This window comes from Pseudomonas sp. P1_C12, assembly GCF_056406435.1.
This window is the reverse complement of record NZ_JBFUAE010000009.1, coordinates 57,944-78,408: the sequence shown is the minus strand read 5'-3', so window position 1 is coordinate 78,408 and position 20,465 is coordinate 57,944. Positions and strand designations below refer to the sequence as shown.

General features: G+C 59.7%; 17 protein-coding genes and 2 tRNA genes. 5 read left to right on the top strand and 14 right to left on the bottom strand.

The window, feature by feature from the left end:
* The first annotated feature begins 228 nt into the window (after positions 1–228).
* Positions 229–2,130, top strand: a complete 1,902-nt coding sequence (locus AC1D19_RS17115) for a potassium transporter Kup (RefSeq protein ID WP_477763867.1) — start codon at positions 229–231, stop codon at positions 2,128–2,130.
* A 251-nt stretch (positions 2,131–2,381) separates the two neighbouring features.
* On the opposite strand, the gene AC1D19_RS17110 is transcribed toward AC1D19_RS17115, so the two are convergent.
* The 4 genes from AC1D19_RS17110 to AC1D19_RS17095 all read right to left on the bottom strand — a co-directional run bounded on the left by AC1D19_RS17110 (position 2,382) and on the right by AC1D19_RS17095 (position 6,990).
* Positions 2,382–3,683 carry a virulence factor family protein gene (locus tag AC1D19_RS17110; RefSeq protein WP_477763866.1) on the bottom strand — a complete coding sequence of 434 codons (1,302 nt, stop codon included), beginning with the start codon at positions 3,681–3,683 and terminating at the stop codon, positions 2,382–2,384.
* Positions 3,683–6,325 (bottom strand): bifunctional lysylphosphatidylglycerol flippase/synthetase MprF, encoded by a 2,643-nt coding sequence (gene mprF / locus AC1D19_RS17105; protein ID WP_477759810.1) that lies wholly within the window; start codon positions 6,323–6,325, stop codon positions 3,683–3,685. Before mprF ends, AC1D19_RS17110 begins: the two co-directional genes overlap by 1 nt.
* A gap of 279 nt (positions 6,326–6,604) precedes the next feature.
* A tRNA-Met gene (locus AC1D19_RS17100) sits at positions 6,605–6,681 on the bottom strand.
* Between the two features lie 232 nt (positions 6,682–6,913).
* Positions 6,914–6,990: transfer RNA gene (locus tag AC1D19_RS17095), tRNA-Met, on the bottom strand.
* A gap of 300 nt (positions 6,991–7,290) precedes the next feature.
* Between AC1D19_RS17095 and dinB the strand changes: the two genes are divergently transcribed.
* Positions 7,291–8,352, top strand: coding sequence for a DNA polymerase IV (dinB, locus tag AC1D19_RS17090; protein ID WP_477763865.1), 1,062 nt, complete (start codon positions 7,291–7,293; stop codon positions 8,350–8,352).
* A gap of 95 nt (positions 8,353–8,447) precedes the next feature.
* On the opposite strand, the gene AC1D19_RS17085 is transcribed toward dinB, so the two are convergent.
* From AC1D19_RS17085 to AC1D19_RS17070, 4 genes are all read right to left on the bottom strand, one after another.
* Complete coding sequence (locus tag AC1D19_RS17085; RefSeq protein WP_477763864.1) at positions 8,448–9,401, bottom strand: hypothetical protein; 954 nt, start codon at positions 9,399–9,401, stop codon at positions 8,448–8,450.
* Positions 9,402–9,420: 19 nt separating this feature from the next.
* Positions 9,421–11,136: a proline--tRNA ligase gene (locus AC1D19_RS17080; RefSeq protein ID WP_414873933.1), complete on the bottom strand. Its 1,716-nt coding sequence runs from the start codon at positions 11,134–11,136 to the stop codon at positions 9,421–9,423.
* A gap of 143 nt (positions 11,137–11,279) precedes the next feature.
* Positions 11,280–12,839, bottom strand: a complete 1,560-nt coding sequence (locus AC1D19_RS17075) for an AmpG family muropeptide MFS transporter (protein ID WP_477763863.1) — start codon at positions 12,837–12,839, stop codon at positions 11,280–11,282.
* 44 nt (positions 12,840–12,883) lie between these two features.
* Positions 12,884–13,237: an MGMT family protein gene (locus AC1D19_RS17070; RefSeq protein WP_477763862.1), complete on the bottom strand. Its 354-nt coding sequence runs from the start codon at positions 13,235–13,237 to the stop codon at positions 12,884–12,886.
* Between the two features lie 163 nt (positions 13,238–13,400).
* Between AC1D19_RS17070 and AC1D19_RS17065 the strand changes: the two genes are divergently transcribed.
* Positions 13,401–14,408 (top strand): DUF481 domain-containing protein, encoded by a 1,008-nt coding sequence (locus tag AC1D19_RS17065; RefSeq protein WP_477763861.1) that lies wholly within the window; start codon positions 13,401–13,403, stop codon positions 14,406–14,408.
* A 158-nt stretch (positions 14,409–14,566) separates the two neighbouring features.
* Here AC1D19_RS17065 and AC1D19_RS17060 read toward each other — a convergent pair whose 3' ends face one another.
* A complete protein-coding gene (locus AC1D19_RS17060) occupies positions 14,567–14,776 on the bottom strand; it encodes a cold-shock protein (RefSeq protein ID WP_002554837.1) in 210 nt (69 codons plus the stop codon).
* 353 nt (positions 14,777–15,129) lie between these two features.
* On the opposite strand from AC1D19_RS17060, the gene dcd reads away from it, so the two are divergent.
* Entirely contained in the window at positions 15,130–15,696 is a 567-nt protein-coding gene (gene dcd / locus AC1D19_RS17055) for a dCTP deaminase (protein ID WP_007940589.1), read from the top strand.
* A gap of 107 nt (positions 15,697–15,803) precedes the next feature.
* The gene (locus AC1D19_RS17050) at positions 15,804–16,013 is read left to right on the top strand and encodes a hypothetical protein (protein WP_033047523.1); all 210 of its coding nucleotides are present in this window, start codon (positions 15,804–15,806) and stop codon (positions 16,011–16,013) included.
* A 67-nt stretch (positions 16,014–16,080) separates the two neighbouring features.
* On the opposite strand, the gene AC1D19_RS17045 is transcribed toward AC1D19_RS17050, so the two are convergent.
* From AC1D19_RS17045 to AC1D19_RS17025, 5 genes are read right to left on the bottom strand one after another with little or no spacing between them, the layout of a single operon-like run.
* Positions 16,081–16,845, bottom strand: coding sequence for an ABC transporter ATP-binding protein (locus AC1D19_RS17045; protein ID WP_477763860.1), 765 nt, complete (start codon positions 16,843–16,845; stop codon positions 16,081–16,083).
* A 13-nt stretch (positions 16,846–16,858) separates the two neighbouring features.
* Positions 16,859–17,977 carry a succinylglutamate desuccinylase/aspartoacylase family protein gene (locus tag AC1D19_RS17040; RefSeq protein WP_477763859.1) on the bottom strand — a complete coding sequence of 373 codons (1,119 nt, stop codon included), beginning with the start codon at positions 17,975–17,977 and terminating at the stop codon, positions 16,859–16,861.
* A gap of 27 nt (positions 17,978–18,004) precedes the next feature.
* Entirely contained in the window at positions 18,005–18,715 is a 711-nt protein-coding gene (locus tag AC1D19_RS17035) for an ABC transporter permease (protein WP_477752980.1), read from the bottom strand.
* Positions 18,712–19,440 (bottom strand): ABC transporter permease, encoded by a 729-nt coding sequence (locus AC1D19_RS17030; protein ID WP_477759807.1) that lies wholly within the window; start codon positions 19,438–19,440, stop codon positions 18,712–18,714. The genes AC1D19_RS17035 and AC1D19_RS17030 overlap by 4 nt, the downstream gene beginning before the upstream one ends.
* Before the next feature lie 56 nt (positions 19,441–19,496).
* Positions 19,497–20,279 carry a transporter substrate-binding domain-containing protein gene (locus AC1D19_RS17025; RefSeq protein ID WP_477752978.1) on the bottom strand — a complete coding sequence of 261 codons (783 nt, stop codon included), beginning with the start codon at positions 20,277–20,279 and terminating at the stop codon, positions 19,497–19,499.
* Positions 20,280–20,465: the final 186 nt, after the last annotated feature.

The following is a 20,465-nucleotide window of genomic DNA, read 5'->3' as shown; positions in this document are numbered from 1 at the left end:
ACTGCGCCTCTGATCAAAAAGTGCGCAATTCTAGCGATGAGTCGTTCACTTGACCAGCTTTATGCAGGGAAATACGACGAGTGCTGCGCTATGCTTCGCGCCGTTACGCTTTACTGATTTTTTACAGTCAACAAAACGTCTGTAACGTGAAGTAAAACAGCGCATGCTGCACGACAAAGCATAGTGCTTCTTTCAAAGAAGCCCGGGTCTGAGAAGTAGGAGTGGTGGATGGGTCAGGCAAGTAGTCAGGCTGCAGGTGCCGAGCATTCGGCGGTGAAGCCGATCGGCATGCTGGTCGCGGCAGTCGGGGTGGTTTATGGCGATATCGGCACCAGTCCGTTGTACACCCTCAAGGAAGTGTTTTCCGGCGGCTATGGCGTGCCGGTCAACCATGACGGGGTGCTGGGGATTCTGGCACTCATTTTCTGGTCGCTGATCTGGGTCGTGTCGATCAAGTACATGATGTTTGTGCTGCGCGCCGACAACCAGGGCGAAGGCGGGATCATGGCCTTGACCGCACTGGCCCGGCGGGCGGCGGCGGGGCACGCGAAATTGCGCACGTTGCTGGTGGTCTGCGGGCTGATCGGCGCGGCGTTGTTCTATGGCGACAGCATGATCACCCCGGCGATCTCCGTACTGTCGGCGATTGAAGGCCTGGGCCTGGCCTTCGATGGCATCGACCATTGGGTGGTGCCGCTGTCGCTGGTGGTACTGGTCGCGCTGTTTCTGATCCAGAGTCATGGTACTGCGCGGATCGGCATTCTGTTCGGGCCGATCATGGTCGCCTGGTTTTTGGTGTTGGGCGCGTTGGGCGTCTACGGCATCCTTCAACACCCGGAAGTATTGCAGGCAATGAATCCGGTGTGGGGCGTGCGCTTCTTCATCGACCACCCGGGCATGGGCGTGACAATTCTCGGCGCTGTAGTACTGGCATTGACCGGTGCCGAAGCGCTGTACGCGGACATGGGCCACTTCGGCCGCAAGCCGATCGCTCGTGCCTGGTTCATCCTCGTGCTGCCGGCGTTGGTACTGAACTATTTTGGTCAGGGTGCCTTGCTGCTAGGCGACCCGGAAGCGGCCCGCAACCCGTTCTACCTGCTGGCACCCAGCTGGGCATTGATCCCGCTGGTCGGCCTGTCGACCCTGGCCACGGTGATTGCCTCGCAAGCGGTGATTTCCGGTGCGTTCTCCCTGACCCGTCAGGCGATCCAGCTCGGTTACATTCCGCGCATGCACATCCGGCACACCTCCAGTGCAGAACAGGGCCAGATCTACATTGGCGCGGTGAACTGGGCGCTGATGGTCGGCGTGGTGCTGCTGGTGCTGGGTTTTGAATCCTCCGGTGCCCTGGCCTCGGCCTATGGTGTGGCGGTGACCGGGACCATGCTGATGACCACCATCCTGGTGGCGGCAGTGATACTGCTGTTGTGGAAATGGCCACCGCTTCTCGCAGTTCCGGTGCTGCTCGGTTTCCTGCTGGTGGACGGCCTGTACTTTGCCGCCAACGTGCCGAAAATCGTCCAGGGCGGGGCTTTCCCGGTGATCGCCGGTATTGTGCTGTTTGTGTTGATGACTACCTGGAAGCGCGGCAAGCAGCTGCTGGTCGAGCGCCTCGATGAGGGTGGACTGCCGTTGCCGATCTTCATCAGCAGCATTGCCGTACAACCGCCGCATCGAGTTCAGGGCACCGCCGTGTTCCTGACAGCGCGGCCGGATGCCGTGCCCCACGCGTTGTTGCACAACCTGCTGCATAACCAGGTGTTGCACGAGCAAGTGGTGTTGCTGACGGTGGTCTACGAAGACATCCCGCGGGTGCCACCACAACGGCGCTTCGAGGTCGACTCCTACGGCGAAGGTTTCTTCCGCGTAATCCTGCATTTCGGATTCACCGATGAGCCGGACGTACCGCAGGCGCTGAAACTGTGCCACCTCGATGAACTGGATTTCAGCCCGATGCGTACCACCTACTTCCTCAGCCGCGAGACGGTCATTGCCTCCAAGCTCGAAGGCATGGCCCGTTGGCGCGAGGGGTTGTTTGCCTTCATGTTGCAGAACGCCAATGGCAACCTGCGTTTCTTCAATCTGCCGCTAAACCGGGTGATTGAGCTGGGTACTCAGGTCGAGATGTAAGCCTCATCAAAAAGCCCCCGTTGCCATTGCGGCGGCGGGGGCTTTTTTGTGCCTGGGTTCAGCGTGATCCTGTAGGAGCTGGCTTGTCGGATCGCCGCACCGCAGCGAAAGCGGTATGTCTGTGAGACAAATGTTGAATATACCGACGTCTTCGCGGGCAAGCCCGCTCCTACAGGTTGGGTGGCGCACTCGAGAATGAAAAAGCCCCCGCTACCGTGAAGTAGCGGGGGCTCTTGTTCAGCGGGTCCGGATCACTCCTGAGCGGTCGCTTCGGCTTCCTTCGCCTGACGTTTCTCGATCACATCCACCAGACGCTTGGCCAGCGCCGGGTAGTTCTCGTCGAAGTGATGGCCGCCAGGCAGCTTGATGGCTTCGCCCACCGCAGTCTTGTCGGTGCAGCCGCTTTCGTCGGTTTCTTCTTCACCGTAGATGCACACCACTTTGGCGGCTGGCAGCTTGGCCATTTCCGGGCCGGTGGCGGCTTCCTTGCCGGCGTTGCCGAGCCAGCCTTCGACTTCGATCTCGAAGCTGCCGGTACGGGCGAAGGCCAGCAGGATGATCGCGTCGACGCGCTGCTGCTCCGACTCGGCCAGACGGTTGTAGATCGCTGGCAGGACATCGGCGCCGAACGAGTAACCGGTCAGGATGAAGCGCTTGGTGCCCCATTTCTGCCGGTAGTGTTGCATCAGTTCGGCCAGGTCCAGCGCGCTTTGCTCCGGGCTCTTGTGCTGCCAGTAGTAGCGCAGGGTGTCGATACCAACCACCGGGTAGCCGATCTTGGCCATCTCGCCCGCCACGTCGCGGTCGAGATCGCGCCAGCCGCCGTCACCGGACAGGAACAGAGTCACGGTGTCCCTGGCCTGGCCCGCCGGCACTTCGACCACCGGGATCTGCAGGCCGCCAGCGGCCTTGTCACCACCGACGAGGATCTTGCGCAACTCGTTGTTCAGCACTTGTGGCAGGTTGATGTCGTAGTCGCTGATGCTGGTTTCGGCATTGACCTGGTCGCGCACGAAGCCGGCGCTGGTGTCGTCCGGGTTGTCGTTCCATGCCACCAGCCAGTGGCCGTGGGCCGCGCTTTTCGGTAGCAGGTGCGTGCAGCCGGGCTTTTCCAGGGCCAGGTCCACCGAGACGGCCTGGGCCTTGTCGTTCTTCTGCTCGGACAACCAGCGCCAGGCCAGCACGGCGCCCGGGCCGATGCCGCTGACCAGGGTCGCCGGGCCTTTCAGTTCTCTCAGGCCCGATTGCAGGGCTCGGCTTTGCAGCAGGCAGTCCTTGGGCAGGATCACCTGGACAATCTGCGCCGCGCCACTGCGGCTGAGGGTCATCAATTGCTTGTCGCTGAGTTTCTGGTCTTCGTTGACGGCCACCAGTACCTGGGCGCGTGGCGTGGTACCGGGGATGACACGGGTCATCGCCGCACCATCGGCCGGGGTCAGCAATTCGAGGGTCGGTTCCGGTGCCGGGCGTTTCAGGTACCAGTAACCGCCACCGAGAACCAGGGCCACAATCACCAGTGTGCCCAATACATACCGCAAGGAGCGTTGAATCATCAGCGTTTCACCAATCCGGTCAAGCCACCCGCGATCAGGGCAGCAGTGTCGGCCAGCGCAACCAGCGGATCGAGTCCGGCGGGCACGGCCATATAACGGGGTTCCCAATCAGGCTGGAACTTGTCTTTGAAGCGGCGCAAGCCCTGGAAGTTGTACAGCTGCTCACCACGGCGGAATACCATCGAGCCCAGGCGCTGGGTCAATGGCGCGCCGCGACGGGGTTGCAACCCCGACAACGGCACCATGCCCAGGCTGAAACGCGCGTACCCATGGTTTTTATAATGTTGAATCAGGCCGACCATCATGAACTCCATGGTCAGCTTCGGGGCATCCGGGTGCGCGCGCATCAGGTCGAGGCTGGCCAGGTCATGGCCGTAGGTCTCGAGCAGGTTGGCGAACGCCACCGGGCGTCCTTCGAAGCGTATCACCGCGATGCGGAAATACTTGAGGTAGTCATCGCTGAAGCGGCCCAGCGAAAAGCCTTTCTCCCGGACGTTCTTGCCGGTCAGCCAAGCGTCGGAAATCACCTTGAGCTCATCCATCGGCGCGTGGCCCGGCTCATGGATTTCCAGGGACAGGCCGTCACGGGTGCCTCGGTTCCAGGTGTAGCGCAGGTCTTTCATCTCTTTGCCCTTGGCTTCGAGATCAAAACGCTTGAGGTCGACCCGGGCTTCTTCGCCGAGCTTGATCGCGGTCAGGCCGATGTCCATGTAGTACGGCAGGTTCTCTGCGCGCACTTGATAGAACACGGGACGGGCATGGTGGATGTCGCACAGATCGCGGAACTGCCAGATCATTTCCGCCCGTTGCTGGCCCGGGCCGATCGGGTCATACAACGCCACCAGGCTGCGGCCACGGCGGGCGTACATCAGGAACGCCTCGTCGTTGGGGTGAAACAGCAGCGCCTTGTCACCGGTCAGGGCCAGGCCGCCATCCGGTTGGGCCGATGCCATGAGGATCTTGCTGGCGCGCTCCAGTTCGTCGGGCGTCGGCAGGTGAATGACCGGACGCGCGGTGCGCAGCAGCCAGGTCAGCGACACCACCACCAACAGCACGGCAGCCCCGAGCAGCGAACGCAGGCCGCGGGGGGCATCGGCGTCCAGAGTGAACTGCCACCAGAGCTGGTGGCTGTACGGTACATCCTGGTAGGCGAACAGCAGCAACCAGATCGACGCGCCGAGCACGCACAGGCTGGCCACCAGGTACAGCGGCGAGAACGGTACTTCGGTCAGGCGGCTGGGGCGATAGAACGAGCGGCGGAATACCCCGAGCAGGCTCGCCGTCAGCACCATCAGGCTGGCTTCCTCCCAGTCGAAGCCTTTGAGCAGTGAGAGCAGGGCGCCGACCAGCAACAGAATGGTGGTCAGCATCCACGCAGCCGACAGCCGGCGACGCAGCCCCTGGGCCAGCAACAGGCAAAGAACGCCGACCAGGCTGGCACCAAAGTGCGAAGCATCGACCAGTCGATGGGGGATCAGAAACCCGATGTGTTCCAGGCGGGTGTCGATTTCCGGGGTGGCGCCGGAAAAGAGCAGGACAACACCGGACAGGAATACCAGCACCGCCAGTATCGGAGCCGCCAGGCCTGAGGCCGCGCGCAACGTCTGGCGTGTCTGGAACAGGCGCTGACCTTCGTTGATCAGCAACAGCAGGCAGGCCACCAGCAAGGGCAGGACCACGTAGATCAAGCGATAGAGCAGCAGGGCGGCCGCCAGTGGCGCAGCACCGAGGGTGTCGGAAAACGCCGCCAGCAAAATGGCTTCGAACACCCCGACACCGCCCGGCACATGGCTGAGCACGCCTGCAGCCAGCGCCAGCAGGTAAACCAAGAGGAAGGCACCGAAGGGCGGTGCTTCTGGCAGCAGCAGATAGAGCACGGTCGCGGCCGCCGCTACGTCCAGGGCAGTGATGACCAATTGCAGGAACGTCAGGCGACGCCCGGGCAGACGCAAGGTGCGGCGGCCGACCTTGACCAGCAGGTTGTCCGGGTAAGGCTGTTCCGGCAGCCGACGACGGTAGATACCAATGGCCAGCACCGAAAACAGTACGAGCACGGCGCTCGCCACCACGCCCAGCAACGTCTCGGAGAGACCCAGGGCGGTGGATGCCGCTGGCAGGTCGCTGAGCGTCGCCAGGGCGGCCAGCGGCGGCAGGGCGCAACCCAGCGAGAGGCTGGCGAACAGCGTCATGTGGGCGACTTCAGCCGCTCCCAGGCCATGACGGGCATAGAGGCGATAGCGAACCGAACCGCCCGACAGCATTGAAAGACCGATGGCGTTGCCGATGGCAAAGGCCGTGAAACCGCCTAGCGCCAACGTGCGCGGTGCCAGGCTCACCCCGGCATAGCGGCTGGCCGACCATTCGTAGCCGAGCAGAATGATGAAACCCGCCACCGTTGCGGCCAGTGCGCCCATCAAGGCAGGTTTTGGAACTTCGAGGATCGAATCGTGCAGCGCGTAAAGGTCGAGTTCGCTCAACAGATGGCGACAGGCAATCAGCGCGATCGCGAACAACAGCAGGGTGACCGCCAGGCCAATGGGTTGACGGTATTTGCTTAATCGATCGAGCAGGCGCAGGCGCTCAGCCTTGATCGGTTGTGTCGCTGTGACAGTGTCTTGTGAATCAGACGAGTTGGCGCGCATCAATCACCTCTTGGATTGTGCGCGACAGGATGGGGGTATCCAGCCAAGTTACCAATCCCTGCAGAAAAAAATAATCACAAATATTAACGCCTATCACCGGGCAACGGGGACGGCGCGTCATCAGTCGTGAAGGCTTCAGCCTGCAATAGAGCATAGTCTGAACCCGGCGCATGGGTGCCCCCCAAACGGCTTGCTTCACAGTGACAGGTCATTGTTGCGAAAGGACTTTTTCAACAGATACAAAAAAGGCCACTCTTTCGAGTAGCCTTTTTTGATGTTTGGTTGCGGGAGCCGGATTTGAACCGACGACCTTCGGGTTATGAGCCCGACGAGCTACCAGACTGCTCCATCCCGCGTCTGTGTGGCGGCATTCTATAGAGATACGCCGGGGTGTCAACCGTTAATCCTGAATCAGGTCAAATAAACGTTGAATCGCGGCAAACGGTCGCGGCGATGGCCTAAGTTTCGGAATCAGAACGATTTCCGGTTTCGGTGTCATTGAGTATCCAGGCCTTGTTTCGGCGTTCGGCGCTACAAAACGAGCGCGCACAAAAAAGGCCACTCTTTCGAGTAGCCTTTTTTGATGTTTGGTTGCGGGAGCCGGATTTGAACCGACGACCTTCGGGTTATGAGCCCGACGAGCTACCAGACTGCTCCATCCCGCGTCTGTGTGGCTCATTCTATAGAGAAGCGCTCGGGTGTCAACCTCAAACTCCGATAAAATCTCTTCCCGTTCAATCGGTTAGCGTTCAAAAGGGGAGGTCGATCGGTCTGTGAGGCAGGCAGGGCAAGGCCTGCGCGTCTATTGAAAGTAATTTTTCGATTGAGAAAATAAATTCACAATCGAATCTTCCTACGATTGGAAAAGAACATTCAGACTACTGGTGCTATATACAGGTGTCAGTGAGATACTGTTTGTCCGGCATGCCATGACGCCTTTTCTTTGCCATGAACACGGCTTTGCTATGACTCAACGCAAGATCATCCACGTCGATTGTGACTGCTTCTATGCAGCCATCGAAATGCGCGACGACCCACGCCTCGCCGGTAAACCACTGGCGGTAGGTGGGGCGGCGGACCGGCGCGGGGTGATCGCCACCTGCAATTATGAGGCGCGAGCGTACGGGGTGCGTTCGGCGATGTCCTCCGGGCATGCCTTGAAGCTGTGCCCGGACCTGACCATCGTCAAGCCACGCATGGACGCCTATAGAGAAGCGTCCAGGGAAATCCACACGATCTTTCGCGATTACACCGAGATCATCGAGCCGCTCTCGCTCGATGAGGCGTACCTCGATGTGTCGGACAGTGCGCATTTCGGTGGTAGCGCAACGCGCATCGCCCAGGACATCCGGCGCCGGGTCTCCAACCAGTTGCATATCACCGTGTCGGCGGGTGTGGCGCCGAACAAGTTTCTGGCCAAGATCGCCAGTGACTGGAAAAAGCCCAATGGCCTGTTCGTCATCACTCCGGACCAGGTCGAGGATTTTGTCAGTGGCTTGCCAGTGAGCAAATTGCACGGGGTCGGAAAAGTCACCGCCGACAAACTCGGCAAGCTGGGGATTACCGATTGCCTGCAATTGCGCGAGTGGGGCAAGTTGGCGCTGGTGCGTGAATTCGGCAGCTTTGGCGAGCGACTCTGGAGCCTGGCCCGTGGGATCGATGACCGCGTGGTACATAACGACAGTCGCCGTCAGTCGATCAGTGTTGAAAATACCTATGACGTCGATCTGCCAGATCTGAAGAGTTGCCTGGATAAATTGCCCGAGCTGCTGGAGACCCTGGTTGGCCGCATGGCGCGAATTGACAGCAGCTATCGTCCGGGCAAGCCATTCGTCAAAGTGAAGTTCCACGACTTCACCCAGACTACATTGGAGCAGGCCGGGGCAGGGCGGGATCTGGGGAGTTATCAGTTGATGTTGACCCAGGCTTTCAATCGCGGCGGTAAACCGGTGCGGTTGTTGGGCGTCGGCGTGCGGCTGGAGGACTTGCGGGGCGGGTTCGAGCAGATGGAGTTGTTTGAGCGGTAAATTCTGAAACACAAAAGATCGCAGCCTGCGGCAGCTCCTACAGAAGAACGCGATCTGTTGTAGGAGCTGCCGCAGGCTGCGATCTTTTTTGGGGTTTAGTTCAGCCCCGGATTCGCCACCAGTCGCTCGCCATTGCGGGCCAGCGACTTCAGGAACTCGCTCTGCAATTCAGGATCATTGCGCGTCAGTTCGATCAGGCTCTGTTCCAGCTCACTGGCTTCCTCTTCAAGACCCAGCTCCGACAGGCGTTTGACCCGGTGGACCCATTGGCTGACTTCGTCACCTTCGAGATCGTCATAAATCAACCCGTGGGCCTCATAGAGCTTGCTGCGCAAGTTGCTGCTGATGACCAGTGTGGAGTCGTTGTGCACGTTGCCCTGGGCATCCTCAACGCGGATCAGCAAGCGGCTCAGATGGTTGATGTCATGTTCGGCGAACGGGTTGTCCAGCAGATTCAGGCGTAACACGCCGTTTTTGTCGGTGGTCAGCTCGAAGGTTTCCTTGCCGGCCTTGACCTCGACCGGGCGCTCGCTCCAGGGCAGGCTTGAGTATTCCGTACGCTTGTCGCGCTGGACTTCATCAATGCCGGCCAGGTTCTGCTGCGCGCGACCGTGGGACTGCACGTTCATGAACGGGTTGAGCCCGGCGAAACCGTAGCTCAGCCAATCCTTGGTCACGCTGTCCGGCAGATTGCCGAGGGCGAACACATTGACCACGTTGGCACCGACACCCGCCACCACGGCCACCGCGCCCAGCGGGATTTCGTAAATCTCCCGCCAGGGTTGGTACGGCGTATAGCGGTCGTAGTGACGCGTGACTTCGTACTCGGTGACTTCGAAAGTCTTCTGCTCGTGAATTTTCACCCGCCGTTGCGGCAGCTCAAGCACCTTGGGCTCACCGACATCGATCTGCAGGCTGTGATCGAGCAATTTGCGCTCGACCCGTTCCTCTTGCTCGCTGCGTTGTGACATGTGGTTGGCACAGCCACTGACCAGCAGGGTGCCGCACAAGGCGGCACCACCGAGGCCTAAGGTGTTTCGCTTGAACATGACGCCTCTATATCTGGTATCAGCGGCGGATGCGAGCCTGAAGGAAGGACAGTACGTCGTCGACCGGCAGCGCTTGGGCGTCGGCCTCGGTACGGCTCTTGTATTCCAGGTTGCCTTCGGCCAGGCCGCGGTCGCTGACCACGATCCGGTGTGGAATGCCGATCAGCTCCATGTCCGCGAACTTGATGCCCGGGCTGGTTTTCTTGTCGCGGTCGTCCAGCAGCACTTCGAAGCCGGCAGCGGTGAGTTGCGCGTACAGCTTGTCGGTGGCTTCGCGAACCTGTTCGGTTTCGTAGCGCAGTGGCACCAGGGCAATCTGGAACGGCGCGAGGGTGTCGCTCCAGATGATCCCGTTTTCGTCGTTGTTCTGCTCAATGGCAGCCGCCACCACGCGGGACACGCCGATACCGTAGCAACCCATTTCCAGGGTGACCGGCTTGCCGTTCTCGCCCAGCACTTCGCACTTCATCGCTTTGCTGTACTTGTTGCCCAGCTGGAAGATGTGCCCGACTTCGATGCCGCGCTTGATCTCCAGGGTGCCTTTGCCGTCCGGGCTCGGGTCGCCGGCCACAACGTTGCGCAGGTCGGCAACGGTCGGAACAGGCAGGTCGCGCTCCCAGTTCACGCCGAAGTAGTGTTTGTCGTCGATGTTGGCGCCGATGCCGAAGTCGCTCATCAGTTCGACCGAACGGTCGATGATGATCGGCAGCGGCAGGTTCAACGGACCCAGGGAACCGGCACCGGCGCCAATGGCGTCGCGTAGTTCGCTTTCCGAGGCCATGACCAGCGGGCTGGCAACGCCTGGCTGGTTGGCCGCCTTGATTTCGTTCAGCTCATGGTCGCCACGGATGATCAGGGCAATCAGCTTGCCTTTCTCTTCAGCGTGCACCACGAGGGTCTTGATGGTTTTCTCGATCGGCAGGTTGAAGCCTTCGACCAGTTGCGCAATGGTCTTGGCATTCGGCGTGTCGACCAGACGCAGTTCTTCGCTCGGAGCGGCGCGCGAGGTTTCCCGTGGCACGGCCTCGGCTTTCTCGATGTTCGCCGCGTAGTCGGAACCGTTACTGAAGACGATGTCGTCTTCGCCCGATTCGGCCAGAACGTGGAACTCGTGGGAACCGGCGCCGCCGATGGAGCCGTTGTCGGCTTCAACAGGGCGGAACCTCAGGCCCAGACGGGTGAACACGTTGCAGTAAGCCTGGTGCATGCGGTCGTAGGTGACCTGCAGCGAAGGCTGGTCGGCGTGGAACGAGTAGGCGTCCTTCATGATGAATTCGCGGCCACGCATCAAGCCGAAGCGTGGGCGGATTTCGTCACGGAATTTGGTCTGGATCTGGTACAGGTTGATTGGCAACTGCTTGTAGCTGCTCAATTCGTTGCGCATCAGATCGGTGATGACTTCTTCGTGGGTGGGACCTGCGCAGAAGTCGCGACCGTGGCGATCCTTGAAGCGCAGCAATTCAGGGCCGTACTCTTCCCAGCGCCCGGATTCCTGCCACAGCTCAGCCGGTTGCGTGCTCGGCATCAACACTTCGAGAGAGCCGGCGGCGTTCATTTCTTCGCGAACGACGGCTTCGACCTTGCGCATTACCCGCAAGCCCATCGGCAGCCAGGTGTACAGGCCCGAGGCGAGTTTGCGGATCATGCCAGCGCGCAGCATCAGCTGGTGGCTGATCACGACCGCGTCGGAAGGCGTTTCTTTTTGTGTGGCGAGCAAAAATTGACTGGTGCGCATGGTTGGCCGTTATCGATTGCTGATGACGAGAAATGACGGAGCATTGTACGGGCGAGATCCGCTGGCGTACAGGCGTGCGGTCGGTGGTGTGGCAGGAGGGCGTGATTCACACGGCCCTCCGCGATTCTTCCTGCGTAATGAGCCTACGATTCTTCAGCGACCGGGGTCTGCACCGGTTCCGGTGTCGGTGTCGGACCTGCGCGGCGGTTCTCCTGGAACCAGTGCAAGGCGATCAACAGCAGGGTCGGGACGCCCAGCAGGGCGGTGATCAGGAAGAAGTCGTGGTAACCGAATTTTTCCACCATGACCCCGGAGTAGCCACCGATCAGGCGCGGCAGCAACAGCATGATCGAGCTGAGCAGGGCGTATTGGGTGGCGGAGAACTTGAGGTTGGTCAGGCTCGACAGGTAGGCGACGAACGCCGAAGTCGCCAGGCCTGAACTGAAGTTGTCCAGGGAGATGGTCAGCACCAGCATGTTCAGGTTGGGGCCCATGTCGGCGAGCATCAGGAACAGGATGTTGGTCGCCGCGGATGCGACGCCACCGATGAACAGGATCGGCAGGATGCCGAAACGCACGATCAGCAGGCCGCCCATGCCGGCACCCACCAGGGTCATGATCAGGCCGAAGATTTTGCTGACGCTGGCGATCTGGTCCTTGGTGAAGCCCTGGTCGATGTAGAACACGTTGGCCATCACGCCCATGACCGTATCGGACATCCGATAGGTGGCGATCAAGCCGAGTAGCAGCAGCGCTTGCCAGCGGTATCGCAGGATGAAGTCGTTGACTGGCGTGAGCACCGGTGCCAGGCCGCGACGGCCCATGGCCGAGAGGCACAGGGCAGTGAGCGTGATATAGAGGATGGCCCGCAGGAGCGCGCGGTCTTCGAGCAGCAGGTCGAGCACGCTCACGCCTTCGAACAGTACGCTGGCGAAGTCGGTGTAGTAGAGCTGGGTGAACATGGCCGGCACGGACACCAGCAATATGATCAGCACGAACACCGAGGCCAGTTGATGCACGAAGCTGTAGCGTCCGGCCTGCAGTTGCGTGCGCAACGGCACGGGTGGTTCACGCATGAACATGGAAGTCAGCAGTACCGGGACCATCAGCACCCCGAACAGAATGTAAGTGCCGGCCCAGGCCGAATGCTTGTAGTTGAAGCCGGTGGAGCCAAAGCCTTCGGCGAAGTACAGCGCGCCTGCAGTCGCCAGCAGCGCGGCGACCCGGTAGCCGGACATGTAGCTGGCGGCCAGAGCGGCCTGACGATTGTCTTCGGCGATTTCCAGGCGATAGGCGTCTACCGCAATATCCTGCGTCGCTGATGCGAAAGCGACGACCACGGCAATGGCGATCAGCCAGGACAAATGTTTTTGCGGGTCGCAGAAACCCATCCCGATCAGGCCAAGGATGACCAGTGCCTGGGACAGCACGAGCCAGGATCGTCGTCGACCGAGTTTGCCAAGCAATGGCAGTCGCCATTGGTCGAGCAACGGTGACCAGACCCATTTGAAGGCATACGCCAGGCCAATCAGGCTTGCATAGCCAATGGTTTCACGCGCCACGCCAGCCTCACGCAGCCAGACTGAAAGCGTCGAAAACACCAGCATGTAGGGCAGGCCGGCGGCGAAACCAAGCAGCAACAGCACGAGTGTCGAAGGGCTGGCATAAGCGGCGAGCGCGGCGCGCCAGGTTTTACGGGGCATGGGCTGGAGTCTGCCTCAAGAAATACGGAAACAAAGCGCGCACTCTAACCGCTGTGCTCTACCGGACGCCAGCCATGGCGCTGAATATCAACACGATTATTCAGGATACTGATGCCCTCCATGCGTAATCGTGCGCGCTGCTCATCGCCCGAAGGGCTGCCGACCGGCAGGCTGATACGCCCGTTTGCACCCAGAACGCGATGCCAGGGTAATTTGCTGTCGCTCGGCAATTGGTTGAGGGTGCGGCCGACCCAGCGGGCGGCGCGACCCAGTCCTGCAAGCTCGGCCAATTGACCGTAGCTGATGACTTTGCCCTCGGGAACTTGCGCCAGTGTCAGATACAGCGCCGTGCGTCGGATTTGCGCTGCACTCTCGGGTTCATCGGTTGGATCGGTCACGTCCGTCAGTCCTGAAGAAGTTTGCTTTACCGTCTTTAGAGTAATTCCTGTACGGATAGTTGAGAAATGGACTCAACAGAAATAGTCGGGTCAGTCCTTGTCAGGACATCATTCCTACGGATAATGCCGACTTTACTCGCAAGTCCGAGTCCGTATTTTGCTTATGTTGTCCAGATCCCTGCTATGTCTCGCCGTCCTTGGTGCTTCTTCTCCTTTGTTAGCCGATACCGTGTGGTTGAAGAACGGTGACAAGCTGAGCGGCAAGATCACGCTGTTCGATGGCGGCAAGCTGCTGATCCAGACCGAGTACGCGGGAGCGGTGACGATCGACTGGAAACAGGTCAAGACCCTGGACAGCGATCAGGAGTTGCTGGTCAAGCAGGATGCCTACAGTGGCGAGAAAGCGAAGTCGCTGAAAGCGGCGGACGCCGGCAAGGTGACGCTGGCCAATGGCGACGCACCGAAGACGGTCGAATTGGCGAGCATTCAGCAGATTCTCAAGCCAAAACCGGTGGTTGAGGATCTGGTGTGGAAAGGCAACGTCGATATCGCGCTGGATTACCAGCGGGCGGAAAACGACACCGATGACTACGACATCGATTTCAAGACCAGTGCGCGACACGGTCGCTGGCGGCACACCGCCGAAGGTGAATACAACCGTGAGTTCCAGGACGACGTGGTGACCACGGACAACTGGCGGGCCGAGTACTCCATCGACCGATTCCTGACCGACCAATGGTTCTGGCAGGGGCGCCTGGTGTACAAGCGCGACAAGGTCGAAGACCTTTCCCGTCAGCGCACCGTCGGTACCGGTCCCGGCTATCAGTTCTGGGATGACGAGCTCGGGGCGTTCTCCCTGGGCTCGCTGGTCAACCGCACGGACTATGAGTTCTCCGATGGCAGCAAGGTCAATTTCTACGCCCTGGCCATGAAATGGGACTACAACCGCTACCTGATCGGCAAACGCGTCGAGTTCTTCACCAATGGTGAGGTCGGCAAGCCGCTGTCGGATGTGGCCGACTACGCACTCGATGCCGAGATGGGGTTGCGCTACAAGGTGACTGACTGGGCTTCGCTGAACCTGAAGGCGGAGCGGGACATCATCAGCGGCACCGACGATGCGGATCTGGACAAGACACGCTACACCGCAGGATTTGGCGTGACTTGGTAAGACGCTAAAAGATCGCAGCCTGCGGCAGCTCCTACAGGGGAGTTATGTTCACCCTGTAGGAGCTGCCGCAGGCTGCGATCTTTTTACCTGTGAAAAACACACAGGCACAAAAAAGCCCCGCTGTTGAGGGCGGGGCTTTTTACTAAAGCAAGTACAAGTTAGATAACTTGAACTTCTTCAGCTTGCATGCCTTTCTGACCGCGGGTAGCGATGAAAGAAACCTGTTGGCCTTCTTTCAGGCTTTTGAAGCCGTCGGACTGGATAGCTTTGAAGTGAACGAACAGGTCGTCACCGGATTGTGGAGTGATGAAGCCGAAGCCTTTTTCATCGTTGAACCACTTAACGGTACCGGTTTGGCGATTAGACATGGTGTAACTCCTTGAACAAAGATAACTGCGACTCAGGAAGAACCCTGGCCGAGACTGAGTGCAAAGAGCAGGAAAAATTCTTGTAGATGGTTGGATCGAAATTCAACATATCGTGTAGAGATTCTCAGTGACACAAGCAGCACAGTGACGCCACCTTAACCCTTTTTCCTGAACGTGCCAATGCTTCTTGCGAAGGTTTCTCTGATTTAAGGATCGGCGGTGTGACGGTTCGTCGCCAGCGCAGGCAATTCCTGCCTGTTCGGCGAGAATTGCACCGCGGACTTTGAACCCGGCGGCGCGCCCGGTAAGATGCCGGACAGAATTTTTCGACCTCGCTATTCAGGACAACCGCCATGAGCATCAAATCGGACAAGTGGATTCGCCGCATGGCGCAGGAACACGGCATGATCGAGCCTTTCGTCGAGCGCCAGATGCGCGGCAGCGACGATAGCCGTGTGATCTCCTATGGCGTGTCGAGCTACGGCTACGATGTGCGTTGCACCAATCATTTCAAGGTGTTCACCAACATCAATTCGGCCATCGTCGACCCGAAGAACTTCGATGCCGGCAGCTTCGTCGACATCCACAGCGACGTGTGCATCATTCCGCCGAACTCGTTCGCCCTGGCCAGCACCGTCGAATACTTCCGCATTCCGCGCAATGTATTGACCATTTGCCTGGGTAAAAGCACCTACGCGCGCTGCGGCATCATCGTCAACGTCACGCCGCTCGAGCCTGAGTGGGAAGGTCACGTGACCCTGGAGTTCTCCAACACCACCAATCTGCCGGCGAAAATCTACGCGAACGAAGGCGTGGCGCAGATGCTGTTCCTTGAGTCTGACGAAGAATGTGAAGTGTCCTACAAGGACCGTGGCGGCAAGTATCAGGGCCAGCGTGGCGTGACCCTGCCTCGCACCTGAGTCAGCCGTCTGACAAATGTCGGGAATTCCTGAGCGGGCGTACACTCTATGGGGTGTACTGTTCCGACCCGCGCAAGGCGGGTCGGGCCATCGCTCAGGAGTGCCGAATGAAGATCGATCCGCGAATCAGTGCCGAACTGGCAAGGCTTGAACCCAATCAGGTGGGTGTTCTGGCCTGGTCGTTGTTGGCTCATCCGCCCGTCAGCATGGCAGGGGGGATCCCCGGCCAGCCTGATCCTGATACCCCGAATGAACAGCCTAACGAGCCGGGCGAGCCGACCCTGCCGGATGAGCCACCGCCTGCGCCTGTTGCCTGATTACCCGGACACTACCAATCAAATGTAGGCGCGAGCAGGCTCGCTCCTACAGGAATGTCTGTAGCCGTTACTTAAGGTTGCCGCTGAGGAACTGCTTCAACCGCTCGCTTTTCGGAGTGCCCAGTACGTCTTCCGGCGCGCCTTCTTCCTCAACCAGGCCCTGGTGCAGAAACAGCACCTGGCTCGACACTTTGCGGGCGAAGCTCATTTCGTGGGTCACCATGATCATGGTCCGGCCTTCTTCGGCCAGGCCCTGGATCACCTTCAGCACTTCACCCACCAGTTCCGGGTCCAGCGCCGAGGTCGGTTCGTCGAACAGCATGACTTCCGGCTCCATGGCCAGTGCGCGGGCAATCGCTACCCGCTGTTGCTGACCGCCGGACAGGAATGCCGGGTATTGGTCCGCCACACGGGAGGCCAGCCCCACCTTGTCGAGGTAGCGCCGGGCGCGGTCCTCGGCTTCTTTCCTGTCACACCCCAGCACCCGGCGCGGGGCCATGGTGATGTTTTCCAGCACCGTCATGTGGCTCCACAGGTTGAAGTGCTGGAACACCATGGCCAGGCGGGTGCGAATCCGCTGCAGTTCATCGGCATCGGCCACGTGCATGCCGTGACGATCCTTGATCATGCGGATGTTCTGCCCGTCGAGGCTCATGGCGCCGTCGTTGGGTTGTTCCAGAAAGTTGATGCAGCGCAGAAAGGTACTTTTACCCGAGCCGCTGGCGCCGATCAGGCTGATGACGTCGCCGGTCCTGGCCTTGAGCGAAACACCTTTGAGGACTTCATGGTCGCCATAGCTTTTATGCAGGCCTTCGATGGTCAATTTGTACATGGGGCGTGCATCCTCAAGGCGAAAGTAGATAGCCGCTGCGATAGGCTTCGGTGCCCGCGACGTGGGCGATCACCATGCCGGCAGTGGCCATGCGACGCAGCGAACGGGCGTACATCAGCCCGGCGGCGGAGCAGTGAACGGGAGTGACGCGATCGTTGACCGGATCAATGATCTCGGCGATCAGTTGCCCGGCTTCCAGGTACTGGCCGGGCCGCGCGGTGAACACCAGCAGGCCGCCGACGGGCGTGGCCACCGGTTCTACACCGGCCAGCGGTGTCGCCGGATAGGGCAGGTCGGGCAGGGGCGCGGGTTCGCCGGCGATCGCGCCGAAATGGATCAGGTAATCGATCAGTGCCTGGCAATCGAGGCTCGCCAGCGGGTGATTGACGTCGCCCTGACCGCGCAGTTCGACGGTCACCGAAAAACTGCCCGGCGCAATGTCGAAGTGCTCGCCGAAGCGCTCCTTCAACTGCCACCAGAGCAGGGTGAAGCATTCGTCGAACGACTGACCGCCGGAATCGGTTGCCAGCAGGCTGGCTTCGGCGCCGATATAACGGGCCAGCGGCTCGACCAGTGGCCAGGCATCCGGCGTGGTGTAGAGGTGAGCGACCGCTTCGAAATCGCAATGCAGATCGAGCACCATGTCGGCGTCGCAGGCCAGCCGTTGCAGGGTCAGGCGCTGGGATTGCAATTGGGTGTTGGCGGTCTGCCGGGCCAGCGCATCGCACAGGCTGCTGCGGATCAGTTGCAGGTTGTGCTGCGGATCGTCACTGAGCTTGCCCTCTATCGCGTTGCCGACTTCCTCACTGAGGTCGACGAACCAGCGGTTGAAGTTCTGGCCGCTTTCCAGCTCGTAGCGGCCCAGCGGCACATCCATCAGCACCTGTTCCAGGCCCACCGGGTTGGCGATGGGCACCAGCACGATTTCGCTGCGCAGGCGACCGGCGGCTTCGAGCTCCGCCAGGCGTTGCTTGAGGTGCCAGGCCACCAGCATGCCGGGCATTTCGTCGGCGTGCAGGGAGGCCTGGATGTAGATCTTGCTGTTGGCCGGTTGTGGGCCGAAGTGAAAACTGTGGATCTGTCGCGCGGTGCCCGGCAGCGGGGCCAGCAGGTCATGTTTCTGGTGGCGCATCTGTTGTTTCCTGAAGCAGGTTGAGTGCTAGTGGGTCGGCCCGAGGAAGGCCAGCCATCGGCGTTCGGCAAGGCGGAACAGGCCGACCAGCGCAAAAGTGACGGTCAGGTAGATCAGCGCGGCGATGCCGAACGACTGGAAGGTCAGGAAGGTCGCCGAGTTGGCGTCCCGTGCGACTTTCAGGATGTCCGGGATAGTCGCGGTGAAGGCCACGGTGGTCGAGTGCAGCATCAGAATCACTTCGTTGCTGTAGTAAGGCAACGAGCGACGCAAGGCCGACGGCATGATCACGTAGGCATACAGCCTCCAGCCAGTCAGTCCGTAAGCCTTGGCGGCCTCGACTTCGCCGTGGTTCATGCTGCGAATGGCTCCGGCGAAGATCTCCGTGGTGTAGGCGCAGGTGTTCAGGGCGAAGGCCAGGATGGTGCAGTTCATCGCATCGCGGAAGAAGCTGTCGAGCAGCGGCTGCGCGCGTACGGCGGCCAGGCTGTAGATCCCGGTGTAGCAGATCAGCAGCTGGATATAGAGCGGCGTTCCGCGAAACAGGTAGGTGTAGAACTGCACCGGCCAGCGAATGTAGAGGCGCGGTGAAACCCGGGCGATAGACAGCGGAATCGAGACGATGAAACCGAAGAATATCGATGCGCTGAGCAACCACATGGTCATGGCCAGACCGGTGATGTTGTTGCCGTCGCTGTAAAGGAAGGGTTTCCAGTATTCCTGCAGGAGTTCGATCATCGTACGGCCTCCCGGGTACCGGCGGAGTAACGACGTTCAAGCCAGCGCAGAATGAAGTTGGACGCGCTGGTGATCACCAGGTAGATCAGCGCGGCAAGTACCAGGAAGTAAAACAGCTGATAGCTGCTTTTGCCGGCGTCCTGGGCAGCCTTGACCAGATCGGCGAGGCCGATGATCGACACCAGAGCGGTGGCCTTGAGCATCACCATCCAGTTGTTACCGATACCTGGCAGGGCATAACGCATCATCTGTGGGAACACCACGATCCAGAAACGCTGGCCGCGCTTGAGGCCATAGGCGGTGGCCGCTTCGACCTGACCCCGTGGGACGGCGAGAATCGCGCCACGGAAGGTTTCGGTGAAATACGCACCGTAGATGAAGCCCAGGGTTATTACCCCGGCGCTGAACGGGTTGATCTCGATGTATTCCCATTCCATGTAATCGGTAAGCGAGGTCAGCCATGTTTGCAGGCTGTAGAAAATCAGCAGCATCAGGACCAGGTCCGGAACGCCGCGAATGAGTGTGGTGTAGAGCTGGGCAGGCACGCGCATCAGTTTGACTTTGGACAACTTGGCACTGGCGCCGAGCAGTCCGAGCAACACGGCTACCAACAACGACAACGCCGACAATTTGATCGTCATCCAGGTGCCTTGCATCAGCAGCGGACCGAAGCCCTTGAGGCTGAAGGCAGAGAGCCCCAGATTTTCCAGTAGGTTTTCGAACATAAATCAGCAACCTGATCGGATGAAAAAAGCGCCCATCGAGAGATGGGCGCCGGGCATTATTTGCCGCTATACAGATTCAGATCGCCAAAGTGTTTCTTCTGAATGGTGGCGTAGGTGCCATCATCGTGTAACGCTTTGATACCTTTATCCAAAAGTGCTTTCAGCTCGGTGTTACCTTTCTTAATACCGACCGCTGTTTTGGCGGGTAGCAAAGCGTTGTCGACCGGCTTGCTGACATCGTAGTCGGCACCCTGTGGCGACTTCAGAAAGCCCAGTTTGGCTTGCAGCATGTCCTGAATCCCTGCATCGAGACGACCGGAAGTCAAGTCGGCGTAGACCTGATCCTGGTTGGCGTAGGCTTGGGTTTTCACGCCGGCCTTGTCCAGAACGGCTTTGGCATAGGCTTCCTGAATGGTGCCTTGTTCGTAGCCGACGGTCTTGCCCTTGAGCGAGGCGACGTCTTCAGTCACGCCAGAACCTTTCTTGGACACGTAGGCGGTTGGGCCGGAAAACAGTTCGCTGGAGAAGTCGATGACTTTTTCACGGGCTTCGGTAACGGTCATCGACGAGATCACGCCGTCGAATTTATTGGCTTTGAGGCCCGGAATCATGCCATCGAAATCACTTTCGACCCACTTGCACTTGACCTTCAGTTCGGCGCAGATCGCGTTCCCCAGATCGATGTCAAAGCCTACCAGGCTGCCATCGGCCGCTTTCGACTCGAACGGTGCGTAGGAAGGGTCAACGCCGAAGCGCAGTTCTTTGTACTCCTTCGCCATGGCGGAGCCAGCAGCCATGCACAACGCCAGTGCAGAAAGGGTCACCAATGCTTTTTTCATTATTCAATCCCTAAAAACCAATATGAGCGCTTGTGGCGCAGAATTATTGTTACTGGAAAGCGTAAGACCTGTTGAAAGTAGCAATTTCCGAACCAGAGTGCCGAACAAGCGTTTTAAAAGGTGCTTGGAAATGGCCGGAAACAGATTTATGCACGAAAACGGGCGCAGGGAAATGGGTGCACCAAA

Excerpts from the sequence above, each read along its gene's own strand:
- AC1D19_RS17060 (WP_002554837.1), bottom strand. The coding sequence starts at position 14,776 with ATGTCTAATCGCCAAACCGGTACCGTTAAGTGGTTCAACGATGAAAAA.
- AC1D19_RS17050 (WP_033047523.1), top strand. The coding sequence starts at position 15,804 with ATGAAGATCGATCCGCGAATCAGTGCCGAACTGGCAAGGCTTGAACCC.
- mprF (WP_477759810.1), bottom strand. The coding sequence starts at position 6,325 with ATGCGCGCCAACTCGTCTGATTCACAAGACACTGTCACAGCGACACAA.
- AC1D19_RS17045 (WP_477763860.1), bottom strand. The coding sequence starts at position 16,845 with ATGTACAAATTGACCATCGAAGGCCTGCATAAAAGCTATGGCGACCAT.
- AC1D19_RS17065 (WP_477763861.1), top strand. The coding sequence starts at position 13,401 with ATGTTGTCCAGATCCCTGCTATGTCTCGCCGTCCTTGGTGCTTCTTCT.
- dinB (WP_477763865.1), top strand. The coding sequence starts at position 7,291 with ATGACTCAACGCAAGATCATCCACGTCGATTGTGACTGCTTCTATGCA.
- AC1D19_RS17035 (WP_477752980.1), bottom strand. The coding sequence starts at position 18,715 with ATGATCGAACTCCTGCAGGAATACTGGAAACCCTTCCTTTACAGCGAC.
- AC1D19_RS17080 (WP_414873933.1), bottom strand. The coding sequence starts at position 11,136 with ATGCGCACCAGTCAATTTTTGCTCGCCACACAAAAAGAAACGCCTTCC.
- AC1D19_RS17110 (WP_477763866.1), bottom strand. The coding sequence starts at position 3,683 with ATGATTCAACGCTCCTTGCGGTATGTATTGGGCACACTGGTGATTGTG.
- AC1D19_RS17085 (WP_477763864.1), bottom strand. The coding sequence starts at position 9,401 with ATGTTCAAGCGAAACACCTTAGGCCTCGGTGGTGCCGCCTTGTGCGGC.
- AC1D19_RS17075 (WP_477763863.1), bottom strand. The coding sequence starts at position 12,839 with ATGCCCCGTAAAACCTGGCGCGCCGCGCTCGCCGCTTATGCCAGCCCT.
- AC1D19_RS17040 (WP_477763859.1), bottom strand. The coding sequence starts at position 17,977 with ATGCGCCACCAGAAACATGACCTGCTGGCCCCGCTGCCGGGCACCGCG.
- AC1D19_RS17025 (WP_477752978.1), bottom strand. The coding sequence starts at position 20,279 with ATGAAAAAAGCATTGGTGACCCTTTCTGCACTGGCGTTGTGCATGGCT.
- dcd (WP_007940589.1), top strand. The coding sequence starts at position 15,130 with ATGAGCATCAAATCGGACAAGTGGATTCGCCGCATGGCGCAGGAACAC.
- AC1D19_RS17115 (WP_477763867.1), top strand. The coding sequence starts at position 229 with ATGGGTCAGGCAAGTAGTCAGGCTGCAGGTGCCGAGCATTCGGCGGTG.
- AC1D19_RS17030 (WP_477759807.1), bottom strand. The coding sequence starts at position 19,440 with ATGTTCGAAAACCTACTGGAAAATCTGGGGCTCTCTGCCTTCAGCCTC.